A 17,219-nucleotide genomic window follows, 5' to 3' on the forward strand; every position below is an offset into this window, starting at 1 on the left:
TAAGAAGAACCCCGTACCGTAAGGTGCGGGGTTTTTTGCTTTGCACGTTCTGAAAAGTCGGGTGGTGGCCCAGCCTTACCCGCCCTACATGCTTTTCCTCCTTGAAACTTTCTCACCTTTCGCTTGCAGACTCGACATTAACCCCGTTTCTGGGTATCGTTAGCTGTCTGGATGTCTAAACGTTTATACGTATGCTGTGAGGATTTAAGGTTATGCCGATTCGGGTGCAGGACGAGCTACCAGCCGTCAATTTCTTGCGTGAAGAGAATGTCTTCGTAATGACAACTTCGCGTGCTTCTGGTCAGGAAATTCGCCCGCTGAAGGTGCTGATCCTTAATCTGATGCCAAAGAAGATCGAAACGGAGAACCAGTTCCTGCGTTTGCTCTCCAACTCTCCGCTTCAGGTTGATATCCAGCTGCTGCGCATTGACGCGCGTGAGTCACGCAACACGCCTGCTGAGCATCTGAATAACTTCTACTGTAATTTTGAAGATATTCGCGATGAGAATTTCGATGGACTGATCGTCACCGGCGCACCGCTGGGTCTGGTGGAATTTAATGACGTTGCCTACTGGCCACAGATCAGGCAGGTGCTGGAGTGGGCAAAAGATCACGTCACGTCCACCTTGTTTGTCTGTTGGGCGGTACAGGCCGCGCTGAATATCCTCTATGGCATTCCCAAGCAAACCCGCAGCGACAAACTTTCTGGCGTATACGAACACCACATTCTTCACCCGCATGCGCTGCTGACGCGTGGTTTCGATGACACTTTCCTGGCCCCGCATTCTCGCTACGCCGATTTTCCGGCACAGCTGATCCGCGATTACACCGACCTGGAAATCCTGGCCGAAACGGAAGACGGCGATGCCTACCTGTTCGCCAGTAAAGACAAACGCATCGCGTTCGTTACCGGCCATCCTGAGTACGATCCGCATACCCTCGCGTCAGAGTATTTTCGTGACGTTGAAGCGGGTCTGAATCCGGATGTCCCGTACAACTATTTCCCGAAAAATGATCCGCAAAACACGCCTCGGGCAACCTGGCGTAGCCACGGAAATTTGCTGTTTACCAACTGGCTCAACTATTACGTCTACCAGATTACGCCGTACGATCTGCGCCACATGAATCCGACGCTGGAGTAATCGTCTGCATTAAACGATCCTAAAGCGTTTCAGCTATTCAGATCAGGCACCTTCGGGTGCCTTTTTTATTTCCGAAATCCAACTCAACATCGAAGAAAACTTTAATTCCATATTAATCATGCAGTTGTGATTTGATATAAATTAAAATGGAAATTGTTTTTGATTTTGGAAAAATTATAGATAGTCTTAATTCTGCTGAGCGAAAACTACACAACGATCTTTCGCTCGAGTCGGGGGCGTGATTTGGATCTTTGATGAGGAGCAGAACGATGACTCAACAGGCAACAACGGTCGATGAACTGACTTTTACCCAGCCGAATGGTGAGCAAGAACAGCAAGTTTTGACGGCAGAAGCGGTAGAGTTTCTGACTGAACTGGTGACGCGCTTTACGCCACAGCGAAATAAACTGCTGGCGGCGCGCATTCATCAACAGCAGGAGATCGATAACGGCAAGTTGCCAGGGTTTATTTCGGAAACCGCTTCCATTCGTCATGGTGAATGGAAAATCCGCGGAATCCCTGAAGATTTACAGGATCGTCGCGTAGAGATCACCGGTCCGGTAGAGCGCAAAATGGTGATCAACGCCATGAATGCCAACGTCAAAGTGTTTATGGCGGACTTCGAAGATTCCCTCGCGCCGGACTGGCAGAAAGTTATCGACGGGCAGATCAACCTGCGCGACGCCGTCAACGGCACCATCAGCTATACCAACGAAGCCGGTAAAATTTACCAGCTTAAACCGAATCCGGCGGTGTTGATCTGCCGTGTACGCGGTCTGCATTTGCCAGAAAAACACGTCACCTGGCGCGGAGAAGCGATTCCGGGCAGCCTGTTCGACTTTGCGCTGTACTTCTTCCACAACTATAAAAACCTGCTGGCGAAAGGCAGCGGCCCCTATTTCTATCTGCCTAAAACACAGTCCTGGCAGGAAGCGGCGTGGTGGAGTGAAGTCTTTAGCTACGCAGAAGACCGCTTCAGCCTGCCGCGCGGCACCATTAAGGCCACGCTGCTGATTGAAACCCTGCCTGCCGTATTCCAGATGCATGAGATCCTCCATGCGCTGCGTGACCATATTGTGGGCCTGAACTGCGGACGCTGGGATTACATCTTCAGCTATATCAAGACGCTGAAAAACCATGCCGACCGGGTATTGCCGGATCGTCAGGTTGTCACCATGGATAAACCGTTCCTCAGCGCCTACTCGCGCCTGCTGATTAAGACCTGCCACAAACGCGGCGCCTTTGCGATGGGCGGCATGGCGGCGTTTATCCCGAGCAAAGACGCAGAGCGTAACAATCAGGTGCTCAACAAGGTGAAAGCCGATAAAGAGCTGGAAGCCCGTAATGGCCACGACGGGACGTGGATTGCCCATCCTGGTCTGGCCGATACGGCGATGGAAGTCTTTAACCGCGTACTCGGCGACAACAAAAACCAGCTGTTTGTCACCCGTGAAGACGATGCGCCAATCGCAGAAGAACAGTTGCTGGCGCCGTGTGCGGGCGAACGCACGGAAGAGGGGATGCGCGCCAACATTCGCGTCGCCGTGCAGTACATCGAGGCATGGATCTCAGGCAACGGCTGCGTGCCGATCTACGGACTGATGGAAGATGCCGCCACGGCGGAAATTTCACGTACCTCCATCTGGCAGTGGATCCATCATCAAAAAACGCTCAGCAACGGCAAACCGGTAACCAAAGCCCTGTTCCGTCAGATGCTGGCCGAAGAGATGCGGGTCATCCAGGACGAACTGGGCGAGCACCGCTTCAGCAGTGGGCGTTTTGACGATGCCGCACGTCTGATGGAGCAAATCACCACCTCTGATGACTTAATCGACTTCCTGACCCTGCCGGGCTACCGCTTCCTGGCGTAATTCACCACATAACAATATGGAGCATCTGCACATGAAAACCCGTACCCAACAGATCGAAGAGTTACAAAAAGAGTGGACCCAACCGCGCTGGGAAGGCATTCGCCGTCCGTACAGCGCAGAGGAAGTGGTGAAGTTACGCGGCTCGGTTAACCCGGAATGTACGCTGGCGCAGAACGGCGCGGCGAAAATGTGGGATCTGCTTCATGGGGGGTCTAAAAAAGGCTATATCAACAGCCTCGGCGCGCTGACCGGCGGTCAGGCATTGCAGCAGGCGAAGGCCGGCATTGAGGCTATCTATCTTTCCGGCTGGCAGGTCGCGGCGGATGCTAACCTTGCGTCCAGCATGTATCCGGATCAATCTCTTTATCCGGCGAACTCGGTGCCGTCAGTGGTGGATCGGATCAACAATACCTTCCGCCGTGCGGATCAGATCCAGTGGGCCGCGGGTATCGAACCCCACGATCCGCGTTTTATCGACTATTTCCTGCCGATCGTCGCCGATGCGGAAGCCGGTTTCGGCGGCGTGCTGAACGCCTTTGAGCTGATGAAATCCATGATTGAGGCCGGTGCAGCGGCCGTTCACTTTGAAGATCAGCTGGCGTCGGTGAAGAAGTGCGGGCATATGGGCGGGAAAGTGCTGGTGCCAACCCAGGAAGCGATCCAGAAGCTGGTTGCCGCGCGTCTGGCTGCTGACGTGCTCGGCGTGCCGACGCTGGTGATTGCCCGTACCGATGCTGACGCGGCGGACCTGATCACCTCTGACTGCGACCCGTATGACAGCGAATTCATTACCGGCGAACGTACCAGCGAAGGGTTCTATCGCACACATGCCGGTATTGAACAGGCGATCAGCCGCGGCCTGGCGTATGCCCCTTACGCCGACCTGGTCTGGTGTGAAACCTCCACGCCGGATCTGGCGCTGGCGAAGCGCTTTGCCGATGCGATTCATGCGAAGTATCCGGGCAAGCTGCTGGCCTATAACTGTTCGCCGTCCTTCAACTGGCAAAAGAATCTGGACGATACGACCATCGCCAGCTTCCAGCAGCAATTGTCAGATATGGGCTACAAGTACCAGTTCATCACCCTGGCGGGTATCCACAGCATGTGGTTCAACATGTTCGACCTGGCGCACGCCTACGCGCAGGGCGAAGGCATGAAACACTATGTTGAGAAGGTGCAGCAGCCAGAATTTGCGGCGGGCAAAGAAGGATATACCTTCGTTTCGCACCAGCAGGAAGTGGGAACCGGCTACTTCGATAATGTGACCACGATTATTCAGGGCGGGGCCTCCTCCGTCACGGCATTAACGGGCTCGACGGAAGAAGCACAGTTCTAATCTTTTCCCCCTCTCCCCCCTCGGGGAGAGGGTTGGGGTGAGGGGGAATATATGTCGCGTGGTCTGGAATTACTGATTGCCCAAACTATTTTGCAGGGCTTCGATGCCCAGTATGGCCGCTTTCTGGAAGTCACCTCCGGCGCGCAACAGCGTTTTGAGCACGCCGACTGGCATGCGGTTCAGCAGGCCATGAAGCAGCGTATCCATCTTTATGATCACCACGTAGGTCTGGTGGTGGAGCAACTGCGCTGTATCACCGACGGTAAAAGCCCGGATGCGGAATTTTTACTGCGCGTGAAAGAGCATTACACCCATCTGTTACCCGACTACCCGCGCTTCGAGATTGCGGAGAGCTTTTTCAACTCCGTCTATTGCCGGTTATTTGACCACCGCTCATTATCTCCTGAGCGGTTATTTATCTTCAGCTCCCAGCCGGAGCGCCGCTTCCGTACCATCCCGCGTCCGCTGGCGAAAGATTTCTTTCCCGATCGCGGCTGGGAAAAGCTCCTGCACCGCGTCTTAACGGATTTGCCGCTGCGCCTGCCGTGGGAGAATAAACCCCGGGATATCGGCTATATCCACGCGTATCTCAGTGAAACCTTCGGCGAGGCGGTGCTCAGCCGCAGCCATTTGCAGGTTGCCAACGAGCTTTTCTACCGGAATAAGGCCGCCTGGCTGGTGGGCAAACTGGTTACGCCGACAGCCATCGTGCCGTTTCTGCTACCCATTCACCGTACCGACGACGGCGAACTGTTTGTCGATACCTGCCTGACTACCAGCGCTGAGGCCAGTATCGTATTTGGCTTCGCCCGTTCCTATTTCATGGTCTATGCCCCACTGCCTGCCGCCCTGGTGGAGTGGCTGCGCGAGATCCTGCCGGGCAAAACCACCGCCGAGCTGTATATGGCGATTGGCTGTCAGAAGCATGCCAAAACGGAAAGTTATCGGGAATACCTGCGTTATGTCACCACGGCTGATGAGCAGTTTATCGAAGCGCCGGGGATCCGCGGCATGGTGATGCTGGTTTTCACACTGCCGGGCTTCGACCGCGTGTTTAAGGTGATTAAGGATAAATTCGCCCCGCAGAAAGAGATGACCGCCGCTCACGTCCGCGCCTGCTATCAGCTGGTTAAAGAGCACGATCGCGTCGGGCGGATGGCGGATACCCAGGAGTTTGAAAACTTTGTGCTGGATAAGCAGCAGATCGATCCGGCGCTGATGTCGCTCCTAATGCAGGAAGCGCCGACGAAAATTACCGATCTTGGCGATAAGATTGCGATTAGCCATCTCTACATCGAACGCCGGATGGTGCCGCTAAATATCTGGCTGGAGCAATCCGAAGGCCAGGCTTTACGAGACGCCATTGAAGAGTACGGCAATGCGATTCGCCAGCTCGCCGCCGCCAATATTTTTCCCGGCGACATGCTGTTTAAAAACTTCGGCGTCACCCGTCACGGGCGGGTGGTGTTCTACGATTACGATGAAATTTGCTACATGACCGAGGTGAACTTCCGCGATATCCCGCCGCCGCGCTACCCGGAAGATGAACTATCCAGCGAGCCGTGGTACAGCGTATCGCCGGGCGATGTGTTTCCGGAGGAGTTTCGCCACTGGCTTTGTGCCGACCCGCGCATCGGGCCGCTATTCGAAGAGATGCATGCCGATCTGTTCCGCGCCAGCTACTGGCGCGGGCTGCAAACGCGGATAAAAAATGGGCACGTGGAAGATGTCTACGCTTACCGCCGCAAGCAGCGGTTTTGCATCCGCTTTTCTCCCTCTCCCTGTGGGAGAGGGCCGGGGTGAGGGCATCAGGCGGCAATGCACGTTTAACGAATCCCACCATACGCCAGCGTCACCTCTTTCGCGGCCTTAATCACCATCGCGCCCAGCTCGGTGACGCGGTCGTCGGTCATACGTGAAATCGGCCCGGAGATGGAGATAGCGGCAAACGGCTCGCGGTGCTCGTCAAAAATGCAGGACGCGAGGCAGCGCAGCCCGAGGGCATGTTCTTCGTCATCAAACGAATAGCCGCGCTTGCGGGTCAGAGCCAGATCTTCTTTCAGATGCACCGGCGACACCAGCGTGGCGTGGGTATAGGCGTGCAGTCCTTTACGGTGCAGCAGCCCCGTTACCTGCTCTTCGCTCAGCTGCGAGAGAAACGCTTTCCCTGCGCCAGAGGCGTGCATCGGCAGCTTGCCGCCAATCGGTGCGGACATGCGCATCAGCTGTGTACACTGCACCTGGTCGATGATAATCGCCTGGTGATCGCTCTGATCCAGCACGGCCAGGTTTACCGTCTCGCCGGACTCCTCCATCAGCTTGCGCAGAATCGGGTGGACAATCGCCAGCAGGTTGCGGCTTTGCAGGAAGCTGCTGCCGACAATAAATGCATGCGCCCCCACCGCCCAGTGTCCCAGCTCGCCCACCTGACGCACGAAGCCCAGCTGCTGCATGGTGGTCAGCAGACGGTGCGTGGTGGAGTTCGGCAGGCCAGCCTGCTGCGCCAGCTCTGTCAGGGCCACGCTACCATGCGATTCGGCTATCCATTCCAGCAGCTTCAGGCCGCGCGTCAGGGATTGAACCTGTCCGCCAGGTTGTGCAGCGGTGGTTGCAGCAGGTTTTCTGCCGCGTTTAGCGGGAACGGTCGTAACCATGACGAACTCCTTTTTCTGTATCGTGGAAATCATTTTCGTTTTATTTGGTGGTTTTGCAACCGCTTTCCTGACTGATCGGAGGAGTGATAGTGAACATGTCTCATGTTACCGCTGTGTGACTTTTCGACCCTGCGAGATTATGCCAGTATGGAACGCAGCCTTTTGGCCATGTTGAGCGTTGTCGGGAGCAAGTGTGAGCAGCAAAGTAGAGCAACTGCGTGCGCAGTTAAATGAACGAATTCTGGTGCTGGACGGCGGCATGGGCACCATGATCCAGGGCTATCGTCTGAGTGAAGACGATTTCCGCGGCGAGCGCTTTGCCGACTGGCCTTGTGACCTGAAAGGGAACAATGACCTGCTGGTGTTAAGCAAACCGTCTGTCATCAGGGATATCCACAACGCTTACTTCGAAGCGGGTGCGGATATTGTTGAAACCAACACCTTCAACTCGACAACCATCGCCATGGCGGATTACCAGATGGAATCCCTGTCGGCGGAGATCAACTTTGAAGCGGCGAAGCTGGCGCGCGCCTGCGCCGACGAATGGACGGCCCGTACGCCGGACAAGCCGCGCTACGTAGCCGGGGTGCTGGGCCCAACCAACCGCACCGCGTCGATTTCTCCGGACGTCAACGACCCGGCGTTTCGGAACATCACCTTTGACCAGCTGGTGGCCGCGTATCGTGAGTCCACTAAAGCGCTGGTGGAAGGCGGTTCCGATCTGATCCTGATTGAAACCGTATTCGACACCCTCAACGCCAAAGCGGCAATTTACGCGGTGAAAGAGGAGTTCGAGGCGCTGGGCGTCGACCTGCCGATCATGATTTCCGGCACCATCACCGACGCCTCGGGGCGCACACTTTCCGGCCAGACAACCGAAGCGTTTTATAACTCCCTGCGCCACGCCGAAGCGCTCTCCTTCGGCCTGAACTGCGCGCTGGGGCCGGACGAACTGCGCCAGTACGTGCAGGAGCTTTCGCGCATCGCAGAGTGCTACGTCACCGCCCACCCGAACGCCGGTCTGCCGAACGCGTTTGGTGAATACGATCTCGATGCCGACACCATGGCGGCGCAAATCCGCGAATGGGCCGAATCTGGTTTCCTCAACATCGTCGGCGGCTGCTGCGGCACCACGCCTGAGCATATCGCCGCCATGAGCCGCGCCGTCGCCGGGCTTCCACCGCGCAAGCTACCCGAGCTTCCGGTAGCCTGTCGTCTGTCCGGCCTGGAGCCGTTGACCATCGGCGACGACAGCCTGTTTGTGAACGTGGGTGAACGTACTAACGTTACCGGTTCTGCGAAGTTCAAGCGTCTGATCAAAGAAGAGAAGTACAGCGAAGCGCTGGACGTTGCCCGCCAGCAGGTAGAAAGCGGCGCGCAGATCATCGATATCAACATGGACGAGGGGATGCTTGATGCCGAAGCGGCAATGGTGCGTTTCCTCAACCTGATTGCCGGTGAGCCGGATATCGCCCGCGTGCCGATCATGATTGACTCTTCCAAATGGGAAGTCATCGAAAAAGGGCTGAAGTGCATTCAGGGCAAAGGTATCGTTAACTCCATCTCGATGAAAGAGGGCGTCGATACCTTTATCCACCACGCGAAGCTGGTCCGTCGCTACGGAGCCGCCGTGGTGGTGATGGCCTTCGATGAAGTGGGCCAGGCCGATACCCGCGAGCGCAAGATTGAGATTTGCCGCCGCGCGTACAAAATTTTGACCGAAGAGGTGGGCTTCCCGCCGGAAGACATCATCTTCGACCCGAACATCTTCGCTGTCGCGACCGGCATCGAAGAGCACAACAACTACGCCCAAGACTTTATCGGCGCGTGTGAAGACATTAAACGCGAGCTACCGCATGCGCTGATCTCCGGCGGCGTGTCAAACGTGTCGTTCTCGTTCCGCGGCAACGACCCGGTGCGTGAGGCGATCCACGCCGTATTCCTCTACTACGCCATCCGCAACGGGATGGACATGGGGATCGTCAACGCCGGCCAGCTGGCAATTTACGACGATCTGCCAGCCGAGCTGCGCGACGCCGTAGAAGACGTGATCCTCAATCGTCGTGACGACGCCACCGAACGCATGCTGGATCTGGCGGAAAAATACCGCGGCAGTAAATCTGACGAATCAGCCAACGTTCAACAGGCCGAATGGCGCTCCTGGGATGTGAATAAGCGTCTGGAATACTCGCTGGTAAAAGGCATTACCGAGTTTATCGAGCAGGATACCGAGGAAGCGCGTCAGCAGGCCGCCCGTCCGATTGAAGTGATCGAAGGGCCGCTGATGGACGGTATGAACGTGGTCGGCGATCTGTTCGGCGAGGGCAAAATGTTCCTGCCGCAGGTGGTGAAATCCGCCCGCGTCATGAAGCAGGCGGTGGCGTATCTGGAACCCTTTATCGAAGCCAGCAAAGAGAAGGGCTCCAGTAACGGTAAAATGGTCATCGCCACCGTGAAGGGCGACGTACACGACATCGGCAAAAACATCGTTGGCGTGGTGTTGCAGTGTAATAACTACGAAATTATCGATCTTGGCGTGATGGTCCCGGCGGATAAAATCCTCAGGACCGCGCGCGAAGTGAATGCGGATCTGATTGGTCTTTCCGGGCTGATTACGCCTTCGCTTGACGAAATGGTCAACGTGGCAAAAGAGATGGAGCGCCAGGGCTTTACCATTCCACTGCTGATTGGCGGGGCAACCACCTCGAAAGCCCACACGGCGGTGAAAATCGAGCAGAACTACAGTGGGCCGACGGTGTATGTTCAAAACGCCTCGCGCACTGTGGGCGTGGTCTCCGCGCTGCTGTCCGACACCCAGCGCGATGACTTTGTCGCCCGCACCCGCAAAGAGTATGAAACCGTCCGCATTCAGCATGGACGTAAGAAACCGCGCACGCCGCCGGTTTCGCTTCAGGCGGCGCGCGATAACGATCTGGCGTTCGACTGGTCCAGCTATACGCCGCCGGTCGCACACCGTCTGGGCGTGCAGGACGTGACGGCCAGCATCGAAACGCTGCGTAACTACATCGACTGGACGCCGTTCTTCATGACCTGGTCGCTGGCGGGCAAATATCCGCGCATTCTTGAAGATGAGGTGGTGGGCGAAGAGGCGAAGCGCCTGTTTAAAGATGCTAACGACATGCTCGACAGGCTGAGCGCAGAGAAAGCCCTCAACCCGCGCGGCGTGGTGGGGCTGTTCCCGGCGAACCGCGTGGGCGACGACGTGGAAATCTACCGCGATGAAACCCGCACCCACGTGCTGGCCGTGAGCCACCACCTGCGCCAGCAAACCGAGAAAGTGGGCTTTGCCAACTACTGCCTGGCGGATTTCGTCGCACCGAAACTCTCCGGTAAAGCCGACTATATCGGCGCCTTTGCCGTAACCGGTGGTCTGGAAGAAGACGCGCTGGCGGATGCGTACGACGCGCAGCACGATGATTACAACAAAATCATGGTGAAAGCGATCGCCGACCGTCTGGCGGAAGCCTTCGCTGAATATCTGCATGAACGCGTACGTAAGGTGCACTGGGGCTACGCGGCGAATGAGAATCTCAGCAACGAGGAGCTGATCCGCGAAAACTACCAGGGCATTCGTCCGGCGCCGGGGTATCCGGCCTGCCCGGAACACACCGAGAAGGGCACTATCTGGAAGTTGCTGGACGTCGAAGCGCATACCGGCATGAAGCTCACCGAGTCGTTCGCCATGTGGCCGGGCGCGTCCGTTTCCGGCTGGTACTTCAGCCATCCGGACAGCAAGTACTTCGCCGTGGCACAGCTTCAGCGCGATCAGATTGAGGATTACGCCCTGCGTAAAGGCATGAGCGTGTCAGAGGTGGAACGCTGGCTGGCGCCGAATTTGGGCTACGACGCAGACTAACGTCACTTTTCCTTACAACAAACAGGGCACCGCTATGGTGCCCTGTCTCTTTCTTACGTTTAAACCCTTATACTGAACCTCAGGAAAACGAATAACGATAAGGAGGAATACCTACCGTGTTGACGTTGTTACACCTGCTCTCCGCAGTCGCACTGCTGGTATGGGGCACCCATATCGTTCGTACCGGTGTGATGCGCGTGTTTGGCGCACGTTTACGTACCGTTCTCAGCGGCAGCGTTGAGAAGAAGCCGCTCGCCTTCTGCGCGGGTATTGGCGTCACGGCGCTGGTGCAAAGCAGCAACGCCACCACCATGCTCGTCACCTCGTTCGTGGCGCAGGATCTGGTGGCGCTCGCCCCGGCGCTGGTGATTGTCCTTGGCGCCGACGTCGGTACCGCGCTGATGGCGCGTATCCTGACGTTCGATCTCTCCTGGCTGTCGCCACTGCTGATTTTTATCGGCGTCATTTTTTTCCTCGGCCGTAAGCAAAGCCGTGCCGGGCAGCTTGGCCGCGTCGGTATTGGCCTCGGGCTGATCCTGCTGGCACTGGAGCTGATTGTGCAGGCTGTCACGCCGATCACCCAGGCCAACGGTGTGCAGGTCATCTTCGCCTCGTTAACCGGCGATATTATGCTGGATGCGCTGATCGGCGCGGTATTCGCCATCGTCAGCTACTCCAGCCTGGCAGCGGTCCTGCTGACGGCGACCTTAACCGCCGCAGGGGTAATTTCCTTCCCGGTGGCGCTGTGCCTGGTGATCGGTGCCAACCTCGGCTCTGGCCTGCTGGCGATGCTCAACAACAGCGCCGCCAACGCTGCCGCCCGCCGGGTGGCGCTGGGGAGTTTACTGTTTAAGCTGGTGGGTAGCCTGATCATTCTGCCGTTTGTGCACCCGCTGGCGAACCTGATGGATAATCTCTCTCTGCCGAAAGCGGAGCTGGTGATCTACTTCCACGTCTTCTACAACCTGGTGCGCTGTCTGGCGATGGTGCCGTTTGCCGCGCCGATGGCCCGCTTCTGCGAGCGGCTTATTCGTGATGAACCGGAGCTGGACGCGCGCCTTAAACCGAAGCATCTGGACACCTCGGTGCTGGATACTCCTGCGCTGGCAATCGCCAATGCCGCCCGCGAAACGCTGCGCATGGGCGACGCGATGGAAACCATGCTGGAAGGGCTGCAAAAGGTGATGCACGGCGAGCCGCGCGAAGAAAAAGAGCTGCGCAGGCTGGCGGACGATATCAACGTGCTGTATACCGCCATCAAGCTCTATCTGGCGCGGATCCCCCAGGACGAGCTGGCGGAAGAGGAGTCGCGCCGCTGGGCGGAAATCATCGAGATGTCGCTTAACCTGGAGCAGGCTTCGGATATTGTCGAGCGTATGGGCAGTGAAATCGCAGACAAATCCCTGGCCGCACGCCGGGCGTTTTCTGTTGAAGGGCTGAAAGAGCTGGAAGCGCTGCACGAACAGCTGGTCAGCAACCTGAAGCTGGCGATGTCGGTCTTCTTCTCCAGCGACGTGCCGAGCGCGCGCCGCCTGCGCCGCAATAAGCATCGTTTCCGCATCCTTAATCGCCGCTACTCACACGCCCACGTTGAGCGTCTGCACCAGCAGAACGTGCAGAGTATCGAGACCAGCTCACTCCACCTGGGACTGCTGGGCGATATGAAGCGCCTGAACTCGTTGTTCTGTGCGGTGGCGTACAGCGTGATGGAGCAGCCGGATGAAGACGATGAGCGGGATGAGTATTAATCTCTGAAAGCGCCTCGCAAAACCCTTTTGTGAGGCGTGACACCTTCTAAAGAGCAATTCATTCTTAAGGCCTTACATTTTTAAGGGAATAGAAAATGCTCGTTTATTACGCTACACTTCGCTAATTCATGCGCATTCCAATGGGGGTTATCATGCGCACTACTAATGGCATTAAAAAATCAGTCAATGTTTCGTTAGCACCAGAAATTCTTGAAGAAGCGCGACGTCTTAAGCTCAATCTCTCTGCTGTACTCACGGCCGCTCTACAGGAGCAGTTTCGTGCGCATCAGCGCGCAGAGTGGTTAGCAGAAAATAAAGCGTCTATAGAGGCCATTAACCAGTGGGTTGATGAAAACGGCTCCTTTAGTGACTTTCAGAGGTCATTCTGATGGAGCAATATTTTGCTTATGCGAATGAAGGTAATGGGAAAAAAGCATATCCATGGCTTATTAATATGCAGCATCCTGTTGCTAATGTGATGAAACATGTACTGGTTGCTCCCGCCGTTGAATTAAGCCAGTTGGGCGGCATTCGTCCGCCTGCGAAAGTGTGCCCTGTCGTTGAAATCGCGGGTAAGTCCTGCGTTGTCATGATGCATATGCTGTCAGGCATCTCTTCAAAAGAGTTAGGTGAACGCGTTGCCGATCTTACTAACAGCAGTGCTTCATTGCGGGATGCACTCGATTTTCTGATCAGCGGTTACTAGGACTTTTTTGTCAGGCGCAAGGTAAGGTATATTTCGCCCTTCACAGGAGAAACTATGCTGCCAACTCAATCAACCCGATTAAACAAATACATTAGCGAGAGCGGGATCTGCTCACGTCGCGAGGCTGACCGTTACATTGAACAGGGTAACGTGTTTCTTAACGGCAAACGCGCCACCATTGGCGATCAGGTAGTGCCTGGCGATGTGGTGAAAGTGAATGGTCAGGTCATCGAACCGCGTGATGCCGAAGACCTGGTGTTTATCGCGTTGAACAAGCCGGTTGGGATTGTCAGTACCACGGAAGATGGCGAGCGGGACAACATTGTTGATTTCGTGAATCACAGCAGCCGTATCTTCCCGATTGGCCGTCTGGATAAGGACTCTCAGGGGTTAATTTTCCTGACTAACCACGGCGATCTGGTGAACAAAATTCTGCGTGCCGGTAACGACCACGAGAAAGAGTATATCGTTACGGTGAACAAGCCGGTCACGGACGAGTTCATCCGCGGGATGGGCGCAGGCGTGCCGATCCTCGGTACCGTGACGAAGAAGTGTAAAGTCAGAAAAGAGGCGCCGTTCGCGTTTCGTATCACGCTGGTGCAGGGCCTGAACCGCCAGATCCGCCGTATGTGCGAGTACTTCGGTTATGAAGTGACGAAGCTGGAACGCACGCGCATCATGAACGTCAGCCTGTCCGGGATCCCGCTGGGCGAGTGGCGTGACTTAACGGATGACGAGCTGATCGAGCTGTTCAAACTGATCGAAAACTCCTCGTCCGAAGCGAAGCCGAAAGCTAAAGCCAAACCGAAAACGCAGGCGATTAAGCGTCCGGTGGTGAAGGCGCCGCAGGCGGAAGAGAAAGGGCGGGGCAAGCCGGGCAACGGAAAACGCTTTACCCAGCCGGGGCGCAAAAAGAAAGGGCGCTGATTAGCGCCTTCCACGGGTTGATGTGCTGGCGGACCAGGAAAAAGTCGCCTCTGCATCGGGTTTATACGCCTGCTCTTTTTTCAGCTTGCGGGCTTTTTTCGCCGCAGCATCACGTTGCGCCATCAGTTTATCGATGTACTCTTTTTTAACCTGATTGGTTTCGGCGTTCGTCAGCGTGCGGCCATGCGCGATACGGGCGCGGTCGAGTAGCGTTTTCAGTTCGCGCTGCTCGGCTTCGGTCATGTCTTTCTGGGTCAAACGTGGTGTAGCCATTGCTGAAGCCTCCTGATGGGGAGGCTTCAGTGTAAAGCAAGCCGGGTCAATTAACCCTGTTTCACCGCATCTTTTTTCGGTTGGTCATCAATCGGCTTACCGGACCAGTAGCCAGCTAACAGCGAACCGGACAGGTTGTGCCAGACGGAGAACAGCGCCCCCGGCAGCGCTGCCAGCGGTGAGAAGTAAATTTTACCCAGCGCCGCTGCCAGGCCGGAGTTCTGCATCCCCACTTCGATCGCCAGCGTGCGGCAGGTGGATTCGTCAAAGCCAAACAGCTTCCCGCCCCAGTAACCGCCCAGCAGACCAATAGTGTTATGCAGTACAACCGCGACGATCACCACAAAGCCCACCGAAGCAATGTGCGATGCGGAACCGGCTACCACGGCGCTGATAATGGCAAGTATGCAGACCATCGAAAACGCGGGCAGATACGGCTCAACCGCTTTCACCACCCGCGGGAAGAGATGATGGATCACCAGCCCCAGCGCAATCGGGATCACCACGATTTGCAGGATGCTAAGCAGCATGCCCATTACGTCCACCTGGATATGCGCGTCCACGTACAGGCGGGTTAACAGCGGCGTGGCAACCACGCCTACCAGCGTGGAAACGGACGAGATAGTGACGGAAAGCGCCACGTCGCCTTTCGCCAGATAGATCATGACGTTAGATGCCGTACCGCTGGCGACGCTCCCCACCAGCACCATCCCGGCGGAAAGGTCGGGCGGCATCTTAAAGGCCATCGCCAGCAGCCAGGCCGCGAGCGGCATCACCAGGTAGTGCAGGAAAATCCCTGCGGCAACCGGCGCCGGGCGAGACAGCACGCGTTTGAAATCATCAATTTTCAGATGCACGCCCATGCCGAACATAATCAGCATTAGCAGCGTGGTGACCCACGGACCAATGCCCGTGAACGTGGTGGGAGTGTAATACGCGAGTACAGAGAGCAGCAGCGCCCATAACGGGAACAGCCGGGTGATAGCGGAGAGCATAGTGAATTCCTTGCAGTATTGTCGTGTTGTTTTGTTATAAAAAAGCCGGGTCTGTGCCCGGCTTATTGATATTATTTATCGTGCTAACGAATTTTATTCAAACAAATTCTGATGAAGTTTCTGCACGACCTGCTCGGCCTGATCGGCAGGGACCAGGAAGCAGAGGTTGTAGCTGGACGCGCCGTAGCAAATCATGCGGATATTGAACGGGTCGAGCACGCCGAACACCTCTTTGCCCACGCCGCATGCGCGCGACAGCTTATTACCGATGATGGCCACCAGCGCCAGATCTTCTTCCACCTCCACGCGGCACAACTCGGAAAGCTCAATCAGCAGCGACTGCGTCAGCAGGGTGTCGCCGGTAGAGGTGGAGCCGGTGGTGTCGAGCGTCAGCGCGATGCTGACTTCTGACGTGGTGATCAGGTCCACGGAGATATTGTGGCGCGCCAGGATGCCAAACACTTCCGCCAGAAATCCACGGGAGTGCAGCATATTATGGCTGTGCAGGGTAACCAGCGTCTGCTTACGACGCAGGGCCAGCGCGCGGAACAGCGGCGGGTTCTCGGTTTTCTTGCAGACCAGCGTCCCGCCCGCCTTTGGATCTTTACTGGAGCCAACGAAGACCGGAATGTCGCTGCGCACGGCGGGCAGCAGCGTGGCCGGGTGCAGCACTTTCGCGCCGAAAGTCGCCATTTCAGCCGCTTCTTCAAAGGCGATCACGTCAATACGTTTTGCCGCAGAGACCACGCGCGGGTCGGTAGTGTAGATACCCGGCACGTCCGTCCAGATATCCACGCGGGTGGCGTGCAGGGCTTCACCCAGCAGGGCGGCGGTGTAGTCGCTACCGCCACGGCCCAGCGTGGTTGTGCGCCCTTTGGCTTCGCTGCCGATAAAGCCCTGGGTGATCACTATGCCTTCATCCAGGCGCGGGGCAAGCTGCTGGTTAGTCAGCTCAGCCAGGGCTTCCACGTCCGGCTCGGCGCGGCCAAAGCGGTCGCTGGTGCGCATCACTTTACGCACGTCGAACCACTGCGCCTGAATATTGCGCTCGCGCATGATCTCAACGAACAGCAGGGTGGACATCAGTTCGCCGTGGCTGACCAGTTCATCGGTCAGTGCGCTGGAGGTGGCCAGCGACGCGGCTTCTGCCAGGGTGGTGATATTTTCCAGCAGGCGTTCCACTTCCTCACGAATGACGTTCGGGTTTTGCAGACGCTCGAGAATGTCGAACTGAATTTTGCGCAGTGCATCCAGCTTCACGAAACGCTCGGTCGCTTCCAGTCCTTCAGACAGGGAAACCAGCAGGTTCGTCACGCCGGCTGAGGCGGAAAGCACCACCAGGCGGGTATTCGGATCGGCCAGCACCACATCGGCGCTGCGGTTCATGGCATCGTAGTCTGCCACACTGGTGCCGCCAAACTTGGCGACCACAAAACTCGTCATAACAACCTCGTGTCAGGGAATGAATAGAGCGACCTTGGCACAAGAATGAAGCGAGAACAGGTGCAGGCGCAAAATACGGCCCTATAAATAAAATGCGGGGGAGGTCCTGTCAATGCTGGGATTATGCGGATTTTTCATGGGGGGGTACCCCTCAGAAACAGGACTTATAACAGGCCCATATTTTATGCTCCTTTTTCCCCTTTTTGACCAACATTTCGCCACGCCGGAAGGGCGCGACAGCAGCTAT

General features: G+C 56.5%; 13 protein-coding genes. 9 read left to right on the forward strand and 4 right to left on the reverse strand.

Annotated elements, in window-relative coordinates:
- The first annotated feature begins 212 nt into the window (after window positions 1-212).
- The 4 genes from metA to aceK all read left to right on the forward strand — a co-directional run bounded on the left by metA (window position 213) and on the right by aceK (window position 6,152).
- Window positions 213-1,142 (forward strand): homoserine O-succinyltransferase, encoded by a 930-nt coding sequence (gene metA, locus IMQ56_RS17215; RefSeq protein ID WP_017382604.1) that lies wholly within the window; start codon window positions 213-215, stop codon window positions 1,140-1,142.
- A 269-nt stretch (window positions 1,143-1,411) separates the two neighbouring features.
- Complete coding sequence (gene aceB / locus IMQ56_RS17220) at window positions 1,412-3,013, forward strand: malate synthase A (RefSeq protein ID WP_017694727.1); 1,602 nt, start codon at window positions 1,412-1,414, stop codon at window positions 3,011-3,013.
- 31 nt (window positions 3,014-3,044) lie between these two features.
- A complete protein-coding gene (gene aceA, locus IMQ56_RS17225; protein ID WP_023295753.1) occupies window positions 3,045-4,349 on the forward strand; it encodes an isocitrate lyase in 1,305 nt (434 codons plus the stop codon).
- A gap of 51 nt (window positions 4,350-4,400) precedes the next feature.
- Window positions 4,401-6,152, forward strand: a complete 1,752-nt coding sequence (gene aceK / locus IMQ56_RS17230) for a bifunctional isocitrate dehydrogenase kinase/phosphatase (RefSeq protein ID WP_017382607.1) — start codon at window positions 4,401-4,403, stop codon at window positions 6,150-6,152.
- 23 nt (window positions 6,153-6,175) lie between these two features.
- Here aceK and iclR read toward each other — a convergent pair whose 3' ends face one another.
- Entirely contained in the window at window positions 6,176-7,003 is an 828-nt protein-coding gene (gene iclR, locus IMQ56_RS17235; RefSeq protein WP_003860353.1) for a glyoxylate bypass operon transcriptional repressor IclR, read from the reverse strand.
- 193 nt (window positions 7,004-7,196) lie between these two features.
- On the opposite strand from iclR, the gene metH reads away from it, so the two are divergent.
- The 5 genes from metH (at window position 7,197) to rluF (ending at window position 14,261) form a co-directional block, all read left to right on the forward strand.
- Window positions 7,197-10,880, forward strand: a complete 3,684-nt coding sequence (gene metH, locus IMQ56_RS17240; RefSeq protein ID WP_045331964.1) for a methionine synthase — start codon at window positions 7,197-7,199, stop codon at window positions 10,878-10,880.
- A 116-nt stretch (window positions 10,881-10,996) separates the two neighbouring features.
- Complete coding sequence (locus tag IMQ56_RS17245; RefSeq protein WP_003860350.1) at window positions 10,997-12,628, forward strand: Na/Pi cotransporter family protein; 1,632 nt, start codon at window positions 10,997-10,999, stop codon at window positions 12,626-12,628.
- 128 nt (window positions 12,629-12,756) lie between these two features.
- Entirely contained in the window at window positions 12,757-13,017 is a 261-nt protein-coding gene (locus tag IMQ56_RS17250) for a type II toxin-antitoxin system CcdA family antitoxin (RefSeq protein ID WP_047745947.1), read from the forward strand.
- On the forward strand, window positions 13,017-13,334 hold the full coding sequence (locus tag IMQ56_RS17255; RefSeq protein WP_017382610.1) for a CcdB family protein: 318 nt from the start codon (window positions 13,017-13,019) through the stop codon (window positions 13,332-13,334). Before IMQ56_RS17250 ends, IMQ56_RS17255 begins: the two co-directional genes overlap by 1 nt.
- A 54-nt stretch (window positions 13,335-13,388) precedes the next feature.
- On the forward strand, window positions 13,389-14,261 hold the full coding sequence (gene rluF, locus IMQ56_RS17260; protein ID WP_003860347.1) for a 23S rRNA pseudouridine(2604) synthase RluF: 873 nt from the start codon (window positions 13,389-13,391) through the stop codon (window positions 14,259-14,261).
- Here rluF and IMQ56_RS17265 read toward each other — a convergent pair whose 3' ends face one another.
- From IMQ56_RS17265 to lysC, 3 genes are all read right to left on the reverse strand, one after another.
- Complete coding sequence (locus tag IMQ56_RS17265) at window positions 14,262-14,534, reverse strand: DUF3811 domain-containing protein (RefSeq protein ID WP_017382612.1); 273 nt, start codon at window positions 14,532-14,534, stop codon at window positions 14,262-14,264. It lies immediately after the preceding gene.
- A gap of 50 nt (window positions 14,535-14,584) precedes the next feature.
- A complete protein-coding gene (panS, locus tag IMQ56_RS17270; protein WP_196064103.1) occupies window positions 14,585-15,529 on the reverse strand; it encodes a ketopantoate/pantoate/pantothenate transporter PanS in 945 nt (314 codons plus the stop codon).
- 93 nt (window positions 15,530-15,622) lie between these two features.
- Window positions 15,623-16,972, reverse strand: coding sequence for a lysine-sensitive aspartokinase 3 (gene lysC / locus IMQ56_RS17275; RefSeq protein ID WP_006810501.1), 1,350 nt, complete (start codon window positions 16,970-16,972; stop codon window positions 15,623-15,625).
- Between the last annotated feature and the right edge of the window lie 247 nt (window positions 16,973-17,219).

Source organism: Enterobacter sp. Res13-Sevr-PEC09-46, from assembly GCF_015672585.1.
In the GTDB taxonomy this organism is placed as follows: Bacteria; Pseudomonadota; Gammaproteobacteria; order Enterobacterales; family Enterobacteriaceae; genus Enterobacter; species Enterobacter hormaechei_C.